Annotated in this window: 10 protein-coding genes; 1 reads left to right on the top strand and 9 read right to left on the bottom strand. The window is 52.3% G+C overall.

Going from position 1 to position 16,487, the window contains the following annotated elements:
- Positions 1-235: 235 nt before the first annotated feature.
- The 3 genes from addA to tsaE are packed head-to-tail and all read right to left on the bottom strand — an operon-like array spanning position 236 to position 7,416.
- Positions 236-3,802 (bottom strand): double-strand break repair helicase AddA, encoded by a 3,567-nt coding sequence (gene addA, locus HK11_RS02815; protein WP_086553824.1) that lies wholly within the window; start codon positions 3,800-3,802, stop codon positions 236-238.
- Positions 3,799-6,942: a double-strand break repair protein AddB gene (gene addB, locus HK11_RS02810; protein WP_086553823.1), complete on the bottom strand. Its 3,144-nt coding sequence runs from the start codon at positions 6,940-6,942 to the stop codon at positions 3,799-3,801. The genes addA and addB overlap by 4 nt, the downstream gene beginning before the upstream one ends.
- 3 nt (positions 6,943-6,945) lie before the next feature.
- A complete protein-coding gene (gene tsaE / locus HK11_RS02805) occupies positions 6,946-7,416 on the bottom strand; it encodes a tRNA (adenosine(37)-N6)-threonylcarbamoyltransferase complex ATPase subunit type 1 TsaE (RefSeq protein ID WP_086553822.1) in 471 nt (156 codons plus the stop codon).
- Positions 7,417-7,944: 528 nt separating this feature from the next.
- On the opposite strand from tsaE, the gene HK11_RS02800 reads away from it, so the two are divergent.
- On the top strand, positions 7,945-8,682 hold the full coding sequence (locus HK11_RS02800) for a response regulator transcription factor (RefSeq protein ID WP_086553821.1): 738 nt from the start codon (positions 7,945-7,947) through the stop codon (positions 8,680-8,682).
- On the opposite strand, the gene thiD is transcribed toward HK11_RS02800, so the two are convergent.
- The 6 genes from thiD to HK11_RS02770 all read right to left on the bottom strand — a co-directional run bounded on the left by thiD (position 8,672) and on the right by HK11_RS02770 (position 16,380).
- Entirely contained in the window at positions 8,672-9,469 is a 798-nt protein-coding gene (gene thiD / locus HK11_RS02795; RefSeq protein WP_233127792.1) for a bifunctional hydroxymethylpyrimidine kinase/phosphomethylpyrimidine kinase, read from the bottom strand. The two genes, HK11_RS02800 and thiD, sit on opposite strands and share 11 nt — an antisense overlap.
- A 33-nt stretch (positions 9,470-9,502) precedes the next feature.
- Positions 9,503-10,852, bottom strand: a complete 1,350-nt coding sequence (gene glmM / locus HK11_RS02790) for a phosphoglucosamine mutase (RefSeq protein WP_086553819.1) — start codon at positions 10,850-10,852, stop codon at positions 9,503-9,505.
- Positions 10,853-10,968: 116 nt separating this feature from the next.
- Positions 10,969-12,030 carry a dihydropteroate synthase gene (gene folP, locus HK11_RS02785; protein WP_233133277.1) on the bottom strand — a complete coding sequence of 354 codons (1,062 nt, stop codon included), beginning with the start codon at positions 12,028-12,030 and terminating at the stop codon, positions 10,969-10,971.
- Between the two features lie 50 nt (positions 12,031-12,080).
- Entirely contained in the window at positions 12,081-14,012 is a 1,932-nt protein-coding gene (ftsH, locus tag HK11_RS02780; protein ID WP_086553818.1) for an ATP-dependent zinc metalloprotease FtsH, read from the bottom strand.
- A gap of 221 nt (positions 14,013-14,233) precedes the next feature.
- On the bottom strand, positions 14,234-15,451 hold the full coding sequence (gene tilS, locus HK11_RS02775; RefSeq protein ID WP_086553817.1) for a tRNA lysidine(34) synthetase TilS: 1,218 nt from the start codon (positions 15,449-15,451) through the stop codon (positions 14,234-14,236).
- Positions 15,452-15,513: 62 nt separating this feature from the next.
- Positions 15,514-16,380, bottom strand: a complete 867-nt coding sequence (locus HK11_RS02770; RefSeq protein ID WP_173559213.1) for a hypothetical protein — start codon at positions 16,378-16,380, stop codon at positions 15,514-15,516.
- Positions 16,381-16,487 lie beyond the last annotated feature (107 nt).

Raw genomic sequence — 16,487 nt, 5'->3', positions numbered from 1 at the left:
CCCCGCCCATGCCCTGTAAAAGACAGAGCATTCTGAACTTTCAGTTTCACATCTCATTAACACTAGGGATGCTTAAGGCAAGGTTCAAGGTGCTCACGTCCCGCACACACTTCCGCCAGAAAAATAAAATACTTCCATGCAGTCCTGCGAAAATTATAAAAGAAAATAACTATTCAAATAATAACATCCCACACTATAAAATAAAATTTAATCCCGCAATTCGTTATAAAAAATTTTACTTATAAATAATATTCTCATCAAGTAGTTCGTCTGGCAGAACATCAGCACGCGGACCTTCTGTCCAGACCAGGACACAGGTCACCGGCCGGTCAGGGTAAAGCCCCTGCAACAAAAGCCGGTAAGCTGCCATCTGCCGCAGATACAACACAGGCACCGCTGAAACAGAACGTGGAACATGCCGGCCACTTTTAAAATCACACAGCAAAACACGGTCAGGCAAGACACACATCCGGTCTACCTGCCCTACAATCACCTGACCACCGGCCACACCGGCAAGTCTCTGCTCAACACGGGCCTGCCCGGAAAATAAAGGGGCAAGCTCAGGCATAGACAACACCTCTATCACCTGACGAGCAAGCGTATCGGCCTCATCCGGCTGCCCGCCGGCCGCAACAGGACGCTTCAGCCATTTCATCGCCAGAGCCATCCACTGCTCCTGCGGATGCTCAGGCAGATACTGCAGTAAAGAATGTACTAATCGCCCACGGGCAAAAGCAGCCTCACGCGCCTGTGCCGGAGTAATACCAGTGATATCCAGAGGCGAGGTTGTCGCGGGCAACGGCCCCAGCATGACATCATCAGGACGGCTGGGAGCTAATGGTCGTGACAAAGCTGACTCTGCCTCAGGCAAAACTGGCTTCCAGTCAGGGGCACTGCCCATCCAGCCAGGCAAAACCGGAGCCTCAGCTTTATGCGGCAGAGAGGGGGGAACGGAAACGACAGCTGAAGAGTCTTCCTGACCCTTTGCACTGCTCTCTTCTATCACAAGCATTTCACCGCCCTGGTCGCCTGATTCACAGGGGAGAGAAATGGCTCCGGCAGCTTCAAACCCCTGGCGACACCGCTCATACCAGCTTTCAGCAGGGACGGAATGTGCTGGCATCCAGCCACAGACAATCAGCCTCTCAGCCGCACGGGTCAGTGCCACATATAAAAGGCGGTTATATTCCTCAATGGCCTTAGCCTGAGCACGGGCGCGCAATGACCGTGTCACAGTTGTAGAGAGAGCACTACGCGGCACATAAAGCGGCACATCGACACCTGTCTGCTTGTCTTTGCTCCACAAAACTCGCTCTTCATAACGTGGCTTACTCACAGTATCAGGCAAAATCACCAGGCGCGCCTGTAACCCTTTCGCACCATGTGCCGTCATTACCCTGACAGACTGACTACCGGCCTCAGCAATGCGCTTAACACTCTCCTGCGAATTCTGAATCCAGAACACAAAGCCCTGTAAGGACGGCGGGTGCATCTCCTGATAACGCAGGGCCGCAGAGAGCAGCTCGTCAATCGCTTCAGCCGCTTCAGGCCCCAGGCGTGCAAGCAGACGCGCCCGCCCTCCGCCACGACCGAGCGCTTCAGACAGCAGCTCATGCGGTGTCAGATAATCAACCCGGTGAAAAAGGCTGTCGAGTAACGCCCATGCCCGTGACCAGTCTGGTCTTTGCGCATGGCGCTCACGCAGGGCAGACCATAAAGGCTCCCCCGGTTTACGCCCGGTAGCCAGAGCCATCAGGCTGTCATCTGACACACCGCCAAGAGGAGATGTCAGCACACATGCCAGCGTCAGATCATCCTGCGGCAAAAGCAGCGCCGAACACAGCGCAACAAGGTCCTGCACCGCCAGCTGATCAGCCAGTCCTGTACTCACCAGGGTCATGACCGGAATATTCTGAATTTTCAGTGCGCGGATCAGTGCTGTCACAAAAGGCGAACGGCGCGGGACAAGAATAAGAATATCCCCTGGTGTCAGAGGTTCTTCACCTGGCGCGGGGGGAGATGCCAGCTCATGAGCAATATGACGAGCCAGGGTATCAGCCAGCTTCTGCCGGGCATTCTGGCGTGTCGTATTTCTGTCCACCTTATCCCAGGGGGTGGTGACCTCATCCTCATCTTCACGCACAGATTCAGTCAGCGGCCATAACTCCACACGCCCGGGCTGCCCCACCCGGGCGCTCAGATGCTGCATGGGAGACGCACCTTCATCAACCACGCCACGAGCAGCCTCTGGCACAGAAAAAACAGCGTCAACCAGCTTTAATACCGGCAAAGTTGAACGAAAAGAAACCGTCAGTGCCGGGTCATACCAGATTTGTCCTGCTCCTTCAGCCCGCTGCTGAAACCGCTCACGCCAGGTACGAAAAGATTCGGGGTCAGCCCCCTGAAACCCATAAATTGACTGTTTATAATCCCCCACAGCAAACACGGTACGCGGGCCAGCCTCCTCCTCACGCGCGCCCTGACCTGCAAAAAACTCCTCTGTCAGATCACCGGCTATACGCCATTGCTCAGCTGAGGTGTCCTGCACCTCATCAAGCAGAAGATGGTCGATACCACCATCAAGCTTATACATAACCCATGCGGCACCGGGCTCACGCAGCAACTGCAATGTGTTATGAATCAGGTCTTCATATTCAACCAGTCCACGACGGGTTTTACGCTCGGTATAAAGGGCAGAAACCGGAGCGACCATCTGCACGAGAGCCGCCCCCAGCGACACCAGCTCACGGCCGAGCATAACATCATCAACAGCGAGGATACGCTCTGCCTCACGCAACAGATATTCAGCCTGCTGCGGATATTTTTCACTCAGCTTTTTCGTAATCAGCCCGGTACTACGCGGCTTATTTTGCCTGGTCAGAAAACCATTACGCCATACATCCCACTGCTCTGCCCTCTGCCTGGCAGAAAGTGAAAGCCAGTCAAGCAGCTGCACAGTATTACGTCTGACAGCCTCTGTACCCTCCTCAGACAAAACACCAAGAAAAGAACGCAGGTTTTCTTCACCGGCAAAACCCGTACAGGCTTTTTCCAGCTGATCGGTATCAGAGCCCTGCACAGCCTCAGGCGGCAGCCGCAAAACCCGTGCAAAAACAGACCGGATACCGTCAGGGTTTTTTGAGACCCACTGAAAAAGATTTTTGCTTTTTTCATCCCGGCGTAAAGACGCTGCCAGCCCGACAAAATCTGTTGCGCGCATAATTCCGGCCAGCGGGGCAAGCAGGGCGGTATTCTGTCCACTCAGCACAGTTTCCACACATCCGTTCAGCGCCAGGGCGGCATCAGTCTCCTCCAGGACGGTAAAATAAGGGTTCATCGCGGCTTCGAGCGGAAACGACCTGAGCAGCGACTGGCAAAACGCATGAATGGTGCCAATGCGCATTCCACCAGGCAGATCAAGCACCTCAGCAAATAACGCACGGGCCTGCTGACGTGTCTGCTGTGTGCACGGCACAAAAAGAGCGGCAAGGTCTTTATTAAGAGCCTCGTCAGAATACGTGACCCACTGCCCGAGACGATGCTGCAGACGAATAGCCATTTCAGCCGCCGCAGCCCTGGTGAAAGTCAGGCACAAAATACGAGCAGGAGGGCTACCAGGTACGATCTCACCAGTCTCCAGCTCGCGCGGCAACATGAGACGCAACAGGCGGTCGATCAGTAGTTTTGTTTTACCACTCCCTGCAGAAGCAGACACAAAGACTGAAGCCGCCGGGTCAGAGGCCAGCCCCTGCTGGGCGTTTGCCTGAGCGATAACCTCTGCGATACTATAAGAGCCACTCATTCTTCTTCATCCAGGCTGGCAACCCCCCATTCCGGCACTCTGGCCAGGCGGGCATAATCAGCAAAACGTGGTTCCTTACCCGGGTGCGGGTGCGAGAGATAAGGCTGTTCAGGGTCATCATAGGCAAAAACGCGCTCACGCAGTTTTTCCCATATCTGCTCAGCAACATCTGTCAGAGACTCATCTTTAGGGGCTGTAACCAGAACTTCTTTACCTGGCTCGGCACCACCGGTCAGCTGCCAGTACACCAGCCCGCCTATTTCAGGAGAGGCCTTATCAGCTTCCAGTGCAAAACCAGAAAAACCACCACGCAGCACCATTGCTGCCTCAAGGGGGAGCTGAGGGCTCCAGCCTGACAACACCTCATTTTTAGTTGGAAGTGTACCGGTTTTATAATCACTCACCAGCACCCGGCCCTGCGCATCAAGGTCAATACGGTCAGCACGCCCCACGAGCGAGAAAGCACCGGCCGGCGCATCAGGGATAACAACCTTACCACGCAGCTCTGTACTGATGCGCTGCGGGTTCCCCTCCGCTTCACGGCGAGCTTCCTCAGCCTGCACCACCCAGGAGGCAATACGCATCAGACGCGGCTCCCACCAGGCGCGCAACGCCGGGCGCAAAATATGCGCATACAACACATCACGAAAAATCGCCTTAAGCCCGGCTTCAGCGTTTACAGGCCAAGATACCCCATATTTTCTGAACCATTGCTCAAGAGCAGCATGCACAATGACACCATAATCTGAAGCATCGGCAGCCTCTTCAAGCTCAGGCAACACGTCCAGCTTCAGAACATGGCGGGCATAAAGAGCATAAGGGTCACGGTTCCATGTCTCAATTTCCGTCACACTCAGACGACGCGGGCGCAATGCAACAGGTGGCTTTGGCTCGGGTGGACGCACTGGGCGAGCAGCACCTTCGGGCTGATCAAGTGCTTCGAGCCAGCGGGCCGCCGGGTGAAAAGGCAGGTGCATCTGACGCCCTGCCAGAAACGCATTCAGCCTGGTGAGCCAGCGTGCAGGAACAACCGGCACGCCTTCACGTCGCCGGGGACAGGATAAAATTACCTCTCCCCCCGCAGCAACACAGGAGAAAAAGTCATGTGCAGCCTGCCCGATTTCCTGCTCAGGTGAAGGCAGGCCAGCTTTTTGTCGCATAGGACGGCTCATCCACGGGCCGGCATCAGGCACAGGGGGCCAGACCCCTTCCACCAGGCTGCCCAGAATGACTGTATCAGCCGTTTGCAAACGCGCTTCAAACAAACCCCATATCAGCACACGCGGATGCAACGCTGCAGGGTCACCCCCGTAACGACTGGCAACACGCTCTTCGGCCAGCACGGCACACAACAGACCGTCAAGCACAGCCGGAGGCTGATGCGGCAAAATATCACTCGCCATAATCAGATCTGTCAGCTTACGCGCCAGAAGATTTCCTTCCTCTCCGCGCCACAAACGCTGGGGGGCCTCCTCCGTGTCCGTTGCGACCAGACGCTCCACTGTTTGCACCAGAGCTGTCAGCAGGTCAGGAACAGATGCCTTAAACCCGTAGGAGGGAGCAGGCGCAGGGCCATCAGACTGTGTTTCTTCCGCATTTTCGTCCGGCCAGGCCATAACAGGTTCAAGACAACGGGCCAGCCGATCCATAAATTTCAGCAGAGGTTCGGGACCAAAGGGACGGTCGGCATCATTACCGGCACTGATTTTGCCAGCTTTTTGCTCCTTACGCTCCCAGTCAGCAACGGAGACCTCAACAGCATGGCGCAAAGCTGCAAAACCGGGAGGAGGTGCGGGCCCCCGCAGCACAGAACGCTCGAGTAAACGGGCCGATGCGCGACACACCCCGGACGGAAGGCCGCAGGCAACCAGAGGGTGCTTAAGCAGTGTCAGAAGCGCCACGGGGGAATAGCGGCTCTCAACCAGACGGGCAATGTGACGCAAAAGCACGCCGCCCGGTGTGCCGATAAGAGAAGCCCCGGCACTGTCATCCGCCAGAATACCCCATCTACTCAGCTCCGTCACGACACGGGCAGCCAGAGCGCGGTCTGGCGTGATAAGGGCGGCACGTTTGCCGGGCTGAGCAACAACGTCACGCATAATCATGGCGACAGCGACTGCTTCCTCCTGCTGCCCGGCTGTTTCAAGACGAACAACCTGCTGTAAAGCTGATGGTCCAGGCTTAACCCAGTCCTCCAGAGCTGCGGCAGGTAACAGCGCACGGGCGAGAGTCTGCGTTCGTTCAGGATACCCTCCCTCACCCTGCCAGATCTGCACATCACTCCGCCTGACCTCCAGATCTTTCAGCAGACAACTCAGCCCGGCCTGCGGGTGGCTATCAGGTAAGGTCGCAAAAATTTCATCCGGCATATCTGTATCAAGGCCAGACACAACCACACGCCCCTGAGGGCTGGCGAGAATAGCCTGCAACGCCTCAGCTGTTGCCGGCATAATATTTGTAAAGCCTGCTGCCCATAAAGGCGTCTGCTCATCAGCCGCTGCTTTTTTTCGCCATAATGCCGCCTGTGCACGCAGCAAAGCAACCTGACGGGCAACCGGGTTCATAACCCCCTGCGCCTGCAACCATGCAGGCCAGGCAGCTGTAACAATATCGAGAAATTGCAGTATCTTCTGCCAGTGCTCGGCAAAACCCTCCTGCACGGCATCCGGCAGGCGCTCAGTCAGGTTAACATCAGCCCACTCAGCTTCATCCATCAGCTCGGCCAGGGCTTTTGCGAGCGGCCAGGCCTGATCAAGCAACGGGCGGGTGCCAAAAGCCTGATCAGCCTGCAAAATAAGACGTGTCAGAACCGTAAGACGTGTCATGCCATCAACAGCCGGAGGAAGAAGAAGCCCCTCGCCGCCGCCAACACCGCCAGACAAACCAAGTTCTGCCTCATCAAGCGCACTAACCGGCAAAATACGTGGCAGCAACATCGGCTTGCCGTCCATATGACGCATAAAAGCTTCTGTCAGCCCACGGGCAGCACGACGACCGGGCAGCACGATAGTGCCCTCTCCCATTTTTTCAGGGTCCCAATGCGCAGTGTGCAACCAGCGTAATGCTACCTGATCAAGAAAGGGCAGATGCGCCGGAACCGTTGCCAGCCGTGCCTGACCTGACACATTCCCCTGCGCCATGTTTCAGCCTCCTGCCCTGTGCCAGCCTGGAGAAAGACGCTCTTCCCACCCCTGCACAGACACCATTCGCGTACCGTTAGCCTGAACAGACAACGTCAGATGCAAGGCATTATCTGGCAGAAACTCTTCAAGCTTATCGGGCCACTCGACAAGAACAACACCCTCACGCGCATCATCCCAGCCGAGCTCTTCAAGCTCATCAGGGCTCCCCAGTCGCCAGAGATCAAAATGCGACACAACATAATCAGGGGCCTGATAGGCCTGAACAAGAGTGTAGGTAGGACTCGGCACCTCAAGCGCCTCATCACGGCAGGCAGCCCGCAAAAACGCTCTGGAGAACACACTTTTTCCGGCGCCGAGTGGACCAGACAGTAAAAGAGCGTCGCCTGGGCGTGCCTGAGCAGCCAGAATGCACGCCAGACGGCCGGTAGCATTTTCATCACCAAGAGTAATAAGGCCAGTCTGAGCACTCATTCTGCAATCGCTTTCTCTGACAGTCTTCTGTTTTAAGGTCTGATATCTAAGAAGATATTGCAAGGCACACAGCAATTACACAATTTACTAAAATATAATATTAAAATGAGCATATTACCAATAACAAAGGTAAAATTATACCCCCTGCCAACTATGCACATACAATGTGAACCCACTGAATTATCTAAAGAAAAATGTACAATATATATTGTTTTAATAAAATAATAATCATATTAAAATACCATTAAATATCAAATTAAAGTAAAATAATTAAATACTTAATAATCATATATCTTTTATGTATATATAAAAAATATCAATTTTAAAAAATAATAGAATTTTTTTTCCTATTGTTTTTATTGTATAAAATACAATAAATATAAAAATAAACTTAAAATATTTATTTTATATGCAATTAATTTAATGTTTTATTTGTGTTTATTTTATATAAAAACACCTAAAAGTATATTATAAGATTGTTAATACAACCCAGGGGCGTAATTTTGCTCCTTCCACGGAGAAAACAATATGCGCATTCTTTTTGCTCAGGATAACCAGTCTCTTACGGAAGAAATTGTAACTAAACTTAACAGCATTGGCTTCATTACTGACGTGTGCTCATCAGGGCATGATGCACTCGAAATGATGCGTAACTATAATTATGGTCTGGCAATTATTGAGCTGATGCTGCCAGATATGGATGGGTTTGATATTATTAACACAGCACGCTCAACAAGGCTGGAAACCCCGATTATTATTTTATCTGATATCGATAAACCCCATACAAAAATAAAAGCTTTTGCTAATGGAGCTGATGATTATATTGCAACGCCATGCGACATAAATGAGCTTATTGCCCGCATTCAAGCTATTCTGCGTCGTTCAGGCGGCTTTGCAAGTTCTGTGACTCAGATTGGTGACCTGACCATGGATATGAACTCACAGACCGTTACAGTATCCGGGCGTCCCGTTCATCTGACAAACAAAGAGTTCTCTACTCTCAAACTTCTTATGATGCGTAAAAATATTACTCTTACTAAAGAGATTCTTCTCGATAACCTCTATAATGGACAAGATCAGCCAGACATCAAAATAATTGATGTCTTTATCTGCAAACTTCGTAAAAAACTGGCTGATGCCGGTGCCAGAAAACTTATTACTACCATCTGGGGAAGAGGCTATATTCTTAAAACCCCGATGGCTATAAGCGAACAGGGGGCAGTCCCTGCATATTCTTCGATAAATGCTCAGCAGGCTATCGCATAAAAGCGACCTGATGCCACAAAGGGCCGGCTCCCCCCCCTAAACCGGGAGCCATTACAATAGCTTGCCTGACATATGCTCTGGCCTGATGAACAGCGTCAAAAAGAGAGTAACCCTGTGCCAGTCGTGTTGCCAGCGCACTGGCCAGTGTACAGCCTGTGCCATGTGTATGACGCGTATTAATACGCGTATCAGAGAACTCACTGAAATTAACGCCATCAAATAAAACATCAACCAGTGTATCATCTGTCAGGTGCCCGCCTTTCACCACAACAGCTGCACCGGTTGCATTATACAATCTGCGAGCTGCCTGACGCATCTCGTTTACTGTTGTGATATCCTGCTTTACCAGGCAAATCGCTTCAGGAATATTAGGCGTAATAACTGTTGCCTGTGGTAATAACACGTTCTGTAACGTATCGAGCGCTTCCTCAGCCAGAAGTGCTGCACCACCTTTTGCTACCATAACAGGGTCAACCACAACCGGCACATCAGGAAAACGCGAGACATAATGCTGTATCTCTTCAGCCACCACGCGTATTTCTGCAGCTCCTCCAACCATGCCGGTTTTAAAAGCATCCGTCCCCAGGTCATTAAGGACAGCATGAATCTGCTGCCGTAAAAACTCAGGCGGAACAGGCAAAATACTATCAACACCATGCGTGTTCTGTGCGGTCAGGGCTGTGATCGCCGTCATGGCATAGCCCTGCAGGGTCGTTATGGTCTTAATGTCAGCCTGTATACCGGCCCCGCCGCCGGAATCACTCCCCGCAATGGAGAGAACACGCACGACCGGCTGCTCCGTTTTCTGCATCTTCTTCTCTTATTCGGTGGCTTCTATAACACCACACATGTCTGAAACGGCCTGTTCAACAAGGAGGGAATCCTCAGCTTCAACCATCACACGTATCAAAGGCTCTGTACCACTTTTACGCAAAACCAGACGGCCACGGCCAGCTAGTTGTTTCTCTATTTCTGCCTGCTTTTCCTTAACGCTCTCACGCTCAAGCGGGCTTACCCCAGTAAAACGTATGTTCTGCAATTTCTGTGGGAAAGGCTTAAACAAACGACACACCTGACTGGCGGGACGGCCATCTTCAACAAGAAATGCCAGAATTTGCAGTGCTGCAATAAGACCATCTCCGGTGGTGCCAAAATCAGTCAGCACCATATGGCCTGACTGTTCGCCACCAATATTTATGCCGCGTTCACGCATTCTCTCAACGACATAGCGATCACCCACTGCTGTGCGTTCAAGACCGATATTCAGATCATTAAGAAAACGCTCAAGCCCCATGTTCGACATTACAGTCGCAACAATCCCTCCCCCTTCAAGGCGATGCTCACGATTCCAGGACTGTGCAATTAATGCAAGAATCTGATCACCATCAATCAGATGACCTGTTTCGTCTGCAATCAGAACACGATCAGCATCACCATCAAGAGCAATACCCAGGTGCGCTTTATGTTGCCTGACCGCTGCACATAATGTTTCAGGGTAAGTCGACCCACATTGCTCATTAATATTCACACCATCAGGTGTGCAACCAATACGAATAACTTCCGCACCCAGCTCCCACAGGGCTGTCGGGGCCACCCGGTAAGCCGAACCATTGGCACAATCAATGACGATTTTCATACCATCAAGGCGTATTTTACGCGGGAAAGAAGCCTTGGCATGTTCAATATAACGCCCGGCTGCGTCATTCAGGCGAGAGGCTCTTCCGATTTTATCGGGGGCGGCAAGGCGACCTGTCAGGTCAGATTCCATCAGGTCTTCAATCTCGTGCTCATCAGCATCCGAGAGTTTAAAACCATCAGGACCAAATAGTTTAATGCCGTTATCCTCAAAGGGATTATGAGAGGCTGAAATCATCACCCCAAGATCAGCACGCAAAGAGCGGGTCAGCATCGCAATAGCAGGTGTTGGCAGCGGCCCGACAAAGGTTACATCCATACCAGCTGAGAGAAAGCCAGAAACCATGGCGCTTTCAATCATATACCCTGACAAACGCGTATCTTTGCCAACCAGTACGCTATGACGATGGTCACCGCGCGTAAAGCGCAGACCTGCAGCCTGACCCAGACGCTGAGCTGTTTCTACGGTCATCGGGGTCTGATTAGCTGTACCCCGAATGCCATCTGTACCAAACAGACGTTTCTGACGTATCATCCCAGCTCTCCTGCATTCCGGTTTTCTTCGGCCATCGTATGCTGCACAATGACCTTTGTGTTCTAGAGCGATTTACCTCAGCGCGAAACCATGTATCTGTTATAAACTCAGACGTTTTAAAAATTCTGTAACGCCTGCCAGGTATTAAGAGACTGCATCATACCAGCGACATCATGCACCCGCGCGATACAACCGCCCGCAGCAATCCCTGCCAGTGACGCTGTGTGTGTACCAGCATCCCGCTGCGCAGCTGAAGTAACACCTGTTACCGCACCGATCATACGCTTACGCGACACACCGACCAGAATCGGACACCCCAGATTAGTAAACAATGCCACGCGCGCCAGCAGCTGCATGTTCTGCTCTGTTGTTTTTGCAAAACCAAAACCTGGGTCAATAATAATACGCCCGGGCTTTATCCCCCCCTCAACAGCATATTTTAACCGTTCGCCAAGTTCACGTACCGTATCGTACCCAATATCCTGATAATCAGTATACGCTCCCATAGTCTGGGGAGTTCCGCGCATATGCATCAGCACAACGCCACAGGTATGTTGCGCAAGCAACGGCAAAGCATCGGGGTCATCGAGCGCTGAAATATCGTTAATAATATGAACGCCAGCTTCCAGAGCCTGCTCCATAACGAAGCTATGACGCGTATCCACTGACAAAATCGTATCGGGTAAATGCTCTCGTAATGCAGAAACCGTCTCTCCAATTCGCTGCCATTCCTCCCGGGGAGTAATCACTGCTGAGCCAGGACGTGTACTTTCTCCACCAATATCGAGAATACGCGCACCCTGCTCAACACTCTGCCTGCTGGCTGCAACTGCATGCTCAGCGTTACCAGCATGACCATCACTGCTAAAACTATCAGGTGTAAGATTAACAATGCCCATAACCTGCTTGTTCAATGACACAACATCGCTGACAGGAGCACGTGAAATACGCTCAAGTTGCGGCTGCCACCCGGCTGGCACAGACGAAACAGGCATAAACCCGCTACGCGTATAACCATCAATCAGGTCAACCAGTGTAAAAGCGGCAGGCCCGCCAGCAAGAGGTAAGGCATGACCAGCCCGCACTGCCTCCCTCGCTACGGAACCATAAATAAGCCCTGAAGGTTCAGCTAAACGCGTAAAATCCATCATCTCATCCACAATAAAAAAGGGCGGCATAAAACTGCCGCCCCGTTCTTAATCTTAAAGCTGTTCAGTCACCAGCAGCGTTAGCTCAGCTGAGGCGCCGGAACTGAAGGCCCATCATCACTGCCTGAGGGCTTCACTTCTGCTTCAATAACCTGCGGAACAGAAGCCCGACGATTCACCGGCCCGGAATCATCATCTTCCTTACGCTCGATCGGCTGACCTCTCATAAGCTGGCGAATTTCTTCGCCCGTCAGCGTTTCAAACTCCAGCAGGCCTTCAGCAATCCTGTGCAGAGCATCAATATTGCCATGCATATAGTCACGGGCCTGCTCATAGGCTTCATCAATCAGGCGTTTGATTTCCGAATCAATCTCCATAGCTGTATGCTCAGAGAAGTTCTTCGCACTGCCAAACATACCCGCGCTGCCATTATCGTCACCGGCATAAGCGATCATACCAACTTTGTCGCTCATTCCCCATTCGGTAACCATGCTGCGGGCAACTCTGGTTGCCATCTGAATGTCGCCCATAGCGCCATTACAGATATTATCTTTGCCGTAGATAACCTCTTCAGCCACACGACCACCCATTGCCACAACAAGGTGGGCAATGCAGTTTTTGCGACTCATAGAAAGACGATCGCCCTCTGGCAGACGCATCACCATACCCAGAGCACGGCCACGCGGAATGATCGTTGCTTTATGAATCGGCTCACTCTCAGGGACCAGAACAGCTGTCACGGCATGGCCGGCTTCATGATAAGCCGTGCGCTTCTTCTCATCCTCATGCATGACGAGTGAACGACGCTCAGCACCCATAAGCACTTTATCTTTGGCGTCTTCAAACTCACGCATAGCAACTGTGCGCTTGCCCTGACGCGCGGCAGCAAGAGCTGCTTCATTCACGAGATTGGCAAGATCAGCACCAGAGAAACCAGGAGTGCCGCGGGCAATAATACGTGGGTCAACGTCAGAGGCCAGTGGCACTTTGCGCATATGCACACGTAAAATCTTTTCACGACCTGCAACATCAGGATTTGACACAACAACCTGACGGTCAAAACGACCAGGGCGCAGCAATGCGGGGTCGAGCACATCGGGGCGGTTTGTTGCAGCAATAAGGATTACCCCTTCACTGCTCTCAAAACCATCCATCTCAACCAGCATCTGGTTCAGGGTCTGCTCGCGCTCATCATTGCCGCCACCAAGACCGGCGCCACGATGACGCCCGACTGCGTCGATCTCATCAATGAAGATAATGCAGGGAGCTGCTTTTTTACCCTGCTCAAACATATCACGAACACGTGACGCACCAACACCGACAAACATCTCGACAAAGTCAGAGCCGGAAATGGTGAAGAAAGGCACATTGGCTTCACCTGCAATAGCACGGGCCAGCAGGGTTTTACCTGTACCGGGAGGGCCAACCAGCAGGACACCTTTGGGGATTTTACCACCCAGCCGGGTAAATTTCTGCGGGTCTTTCAGGAAATCAACAATCTCCTGTAACTCACCCTTTGCCTCATCAATACCGGCGACATCATCAAACGTAACGCGACCATGCTTTTCTGTCAGCATTTTAGCGCGGGACTTACCAAAGCCCATTGCACCACGGCCGGCACCACCCTGCATCTGGCGCATTACGAACAGCCAGGCTGCGATCATAATGATAATAGGCAGCGCATTAAGGAAATAACGCAGCAGCGGGCTGCCATCACGATCAAGCGGTTTTGCACTGACCTGCACGCCCTTACTGACCATTTTAGGAATCAGATTTGGGTCATCGGGGGCATATGTTTCAAAGGATGTGCCATCTTTAAGCACACCAGAGATATTGTGCTCCTGCACGACGACAGACCTGACATGATCTGTATCGACATCAGTAACAAAATCAGAATAGGCAAGCTGCTGGGAGGCATGCTGTGTGCTTCCTGGCTGAAAAACATTCACCAGAAAGAGTAACAGCACAATGATGCCAACCCACAGAGCCAGATTACGGCCTAAATTATTCATAGTGGCTGTGTTTCCATACTCGTCTTGGCAAAGCGCCAGAAAGGTCCTGTAAAAATATCATCTGTGCAGCAGATGCCGAAAATTGCAACTTATTCAGATTATAAATAGGGTGATCATCTGCACATTCCTAGGGGATAATCCGCTTTTCTGCACAGAGAATGTCTTTGTTTTGAAAAAAGTAAGGCGATACGAAAAGAACTCATAGCTGCCATACGCAATATTTAAGGACTGACCGGACAAACAGGATCGTACACTGTTCTGCCCCCTGCCGGTACCGGCGGAGCAAATATCAGCCTGATATTTTGTAATGCCAGATCATCACATAACCCAATATGCGGAACCGCAATCCGCTGCCCGCTGCGCCACAAAGCCGGTAATGTTGCGCAAAAACGCGCAGGCCACCCGCAACGCTGCTCACGGGCAAGCCCGAAACCCGCTGCCGCTACTGTGATCTCCCCTCCGTCCAGCCCGGCAGGAAGACTAACCCTGAAACGATTATCCCACACTGCACGATCGGCCAGGGCAACAGGCCCCTGCTGCGCGGCAGCCTCTCTGATCAAAAACCACTGTGTCTTATGGCGTACCAGCTGCACACCAGCGAGCGTGGCTTCACAATGACGCAGATAAAGCTGCTCAACAGCAGCAACAGAAGGAGGGTAAATAAGGCCCCCAACAGCGCGGATCAGCAACGACAAATTTTCAGGCTGAGGTAAAGTTTCACCGGCAATGGCCCAGCCATAAGGCAACAGAGCGCTCTGCTGTGCCAGTGCTGCAATTCGTTCAGTCTCACGCACCATACGCAAACTGCCCTGCTGCGCTGCCTGCACCCAGCCTGCTGTACGACTGGTACTATCACGACGAAATGCCGTACGCACTCTGACACGCTCAGCTGTCAGATCTTCATTAGAGGGGTCATCGACCCACTCAATCTGCTGCTCTCTCAATGTCTGCCGCAAAGCTTCACGCGAAAAACCAAGCAACGGCCTTACCAGGCGCACCTCAGGCAAAGCTGTGACTGAAGCCATGCCAGCAAGACCATCACAACCACTCCCGGCGCGCTGACGCATAGCTACTGTCTCAGCCTGGTCATCTGCCTGATGGCCAAGTAACAAATCAGTACACCCCGCCTCATAACAGGCCTGACGAAGTGCCACATAACGCGCAGAACGCGCACGCTCTGCGATACCACTGCCCTTACTCAGATGAGTCAGCGTAATGATCCGTGATGGAATATGAAGAGCCTGCAACCGGCGGGCGGTCAGCCTGGCTTCCTCTGCCGAGTCTTTGCGAAGCCCGTGATCAACAATCAAAGCCAGCAGATTTTTACGCCATAACGAGGCAAGCCAGGCAAGGCAGAGGCTGTCGCCACCACCGGAAACAGCCAGAGCGACCGGGCTCATACCCGCGCGGTCAGGCACCCACGGGCCAAGGCGCTCCATAACAGCACAAAACTGTGCAGGCGTTATTGCAGCAACCGAAAAAGGATCAGTCAGATCAGAAATTATGAACAGCCACCCCGGGCCGTATAAATTGCTGCTGCATGAGAAACACGTTCAGCAGGAGACGGAAATTCCTGCTTCAGTTTTGCCAGTGCCTGACAGGCTGGCTTTTTATCTCCCATAGCCAGCAAAGATGCCGTTACCCCAAGCAACGCATCTGGCGCACGGGCGCTTTTGGGAGACTGACGATAAGCATCATAATAGGCAATAGCTGACTGCCTGAACTGTTTCTGCCCGGCCAGAGACTGAGCCAGCAAAAACTGAGCATCAACTTTAAAGCTGCCTCTGGCATTTTTCAGCGCGGCCTCAGCATTATCATGCGCTGTCGTATAATCACGCTTTTGCAAAGCAGCTTTACCAGCAGCAAGTAATGCATCTGGTGTAGAAGGGGCTGCTTCAGCTGTTTTTGCCGGAGCAGCTGCGCTGACAGAACCACCCCCGCCATTCTGAGCGGCAAACTGAGCATCAGCCAGCTGTTTTGACAAAGTTGCTACCTGCTGCTGCAGTGAGTTAACCTGCTGATCAAGTTCACCCCGCATGTCACGCTGCTGCTGCTCAAGTGTGCTGACACGATCAAGCAGCTGTGCTGTCAGGTCATTGCTGCCAGATGATGAGGTCGCCGGAGTTGAAGACGGAGGAGCAAGAGTGCTGCCACTTTCCCCCGAGCTGGCCATCTGTTGCTTAAGCGCTGATACCTGCTGCTGAAGCGCCAGAATCTGATTGTGAAGGGCAAGCCCTTCTCTGCTCATCTCAGCATCCTGCGCATAGGCAGTGCAGGACACGGCAGACACGCCCGCAACAGGCAACATAGCCCCCAGAACAGCGATACGCCCGCAAGCAGAAACAGAACGTATAAAACGGCGTATCATGAGATACCTCACCTTGCTGAAAATCTGTCAGACTTTACACATGAACTGAAAGAAAAACGACCACAATAACAAAAACGGGCCGGAAGATTATCTCCGAACCCGCTCTG

Source organism: Acetobacter sp. DmW_043 (genome assembly GCF_002153485.1).
Taxonomy (GTDB): Bacteria; Pseudomonadota; Alphaproteobacteria; order Acetobacterales; family Acetobacteraceae; genus Acetobacter; species Acetobacter thailandicus.
This window is presented reverse-complemented; position numbering and strand designations above follow the sequence as displayed.

What these genes read in the sequence shown, in the direction of transcription:
- addA (WP_086553824.1), bottom strand. Translation starts at nt 3,802, where the DNA reads ATGAGTGGCTCTTATAGTATCGCAGAGGTTATCGCTCAGGCAAACGCC.
- addB (WP_086553823.1), bottom strand. Translation starts at nt 6,942, where the DNA reads ATGGCGCAGGGGAATGTGTCAGGTCAGGCACGGCTGGCAACGGTTCCG.
- tsaE (WP_086553822.1), bottom strand. Translation starts at nt 7,416, where the DNA reads ATGAGTGCTCAGACTGGCCTTATTACTCTTGGTGATGAAAATGCTACC.
- HK11_RS02800 (WP_086553821.1), top strand. Translation starts at nt 7,945, where the DNA reads ATGCGCATTCTTTTTGCTCAGGATAACCAGTCTCTTACGGAAGAAATT.
- glmM (WP_086553819.1), bottom strand. Translation starts at nt 10,852, where the DNA reads ATGATACGTCAGAAACGTCTGTTTGGTACAGATGGCATTCGGGGTACA.
- folP (WP_233133277.1), bottom strand. Translation starts at nt 12,030, where the DNA reads ATGCCGCCCTTTTTTATTGTGGATGAGATGATGGATTTTACGCGTTTA.
- ftsH (WP_086553818.1), bottom strand. Translation starts at nt 14,012, where the DNA reads ATGAATAATTTAGGCCGTAATCTGGCTCTGTGGGTTGGCATCATTGTG.
- tilS (WP_086553817.1), bottom strand. Translation starts at nt 15,451, where the DNA reads ATGGAGCGCCTTGGCCCGTGGGTGCCTGACCGCGCGGGTATGAGCCCG.
- HK11_RS02770 (WP_173559213.1), bottom strand. Translation starts at nt 16,380, where the DNA reads ATGATACGCCGTTTTATACGTTCTGTTTCTGCTTGCGGGCGTATCGCT.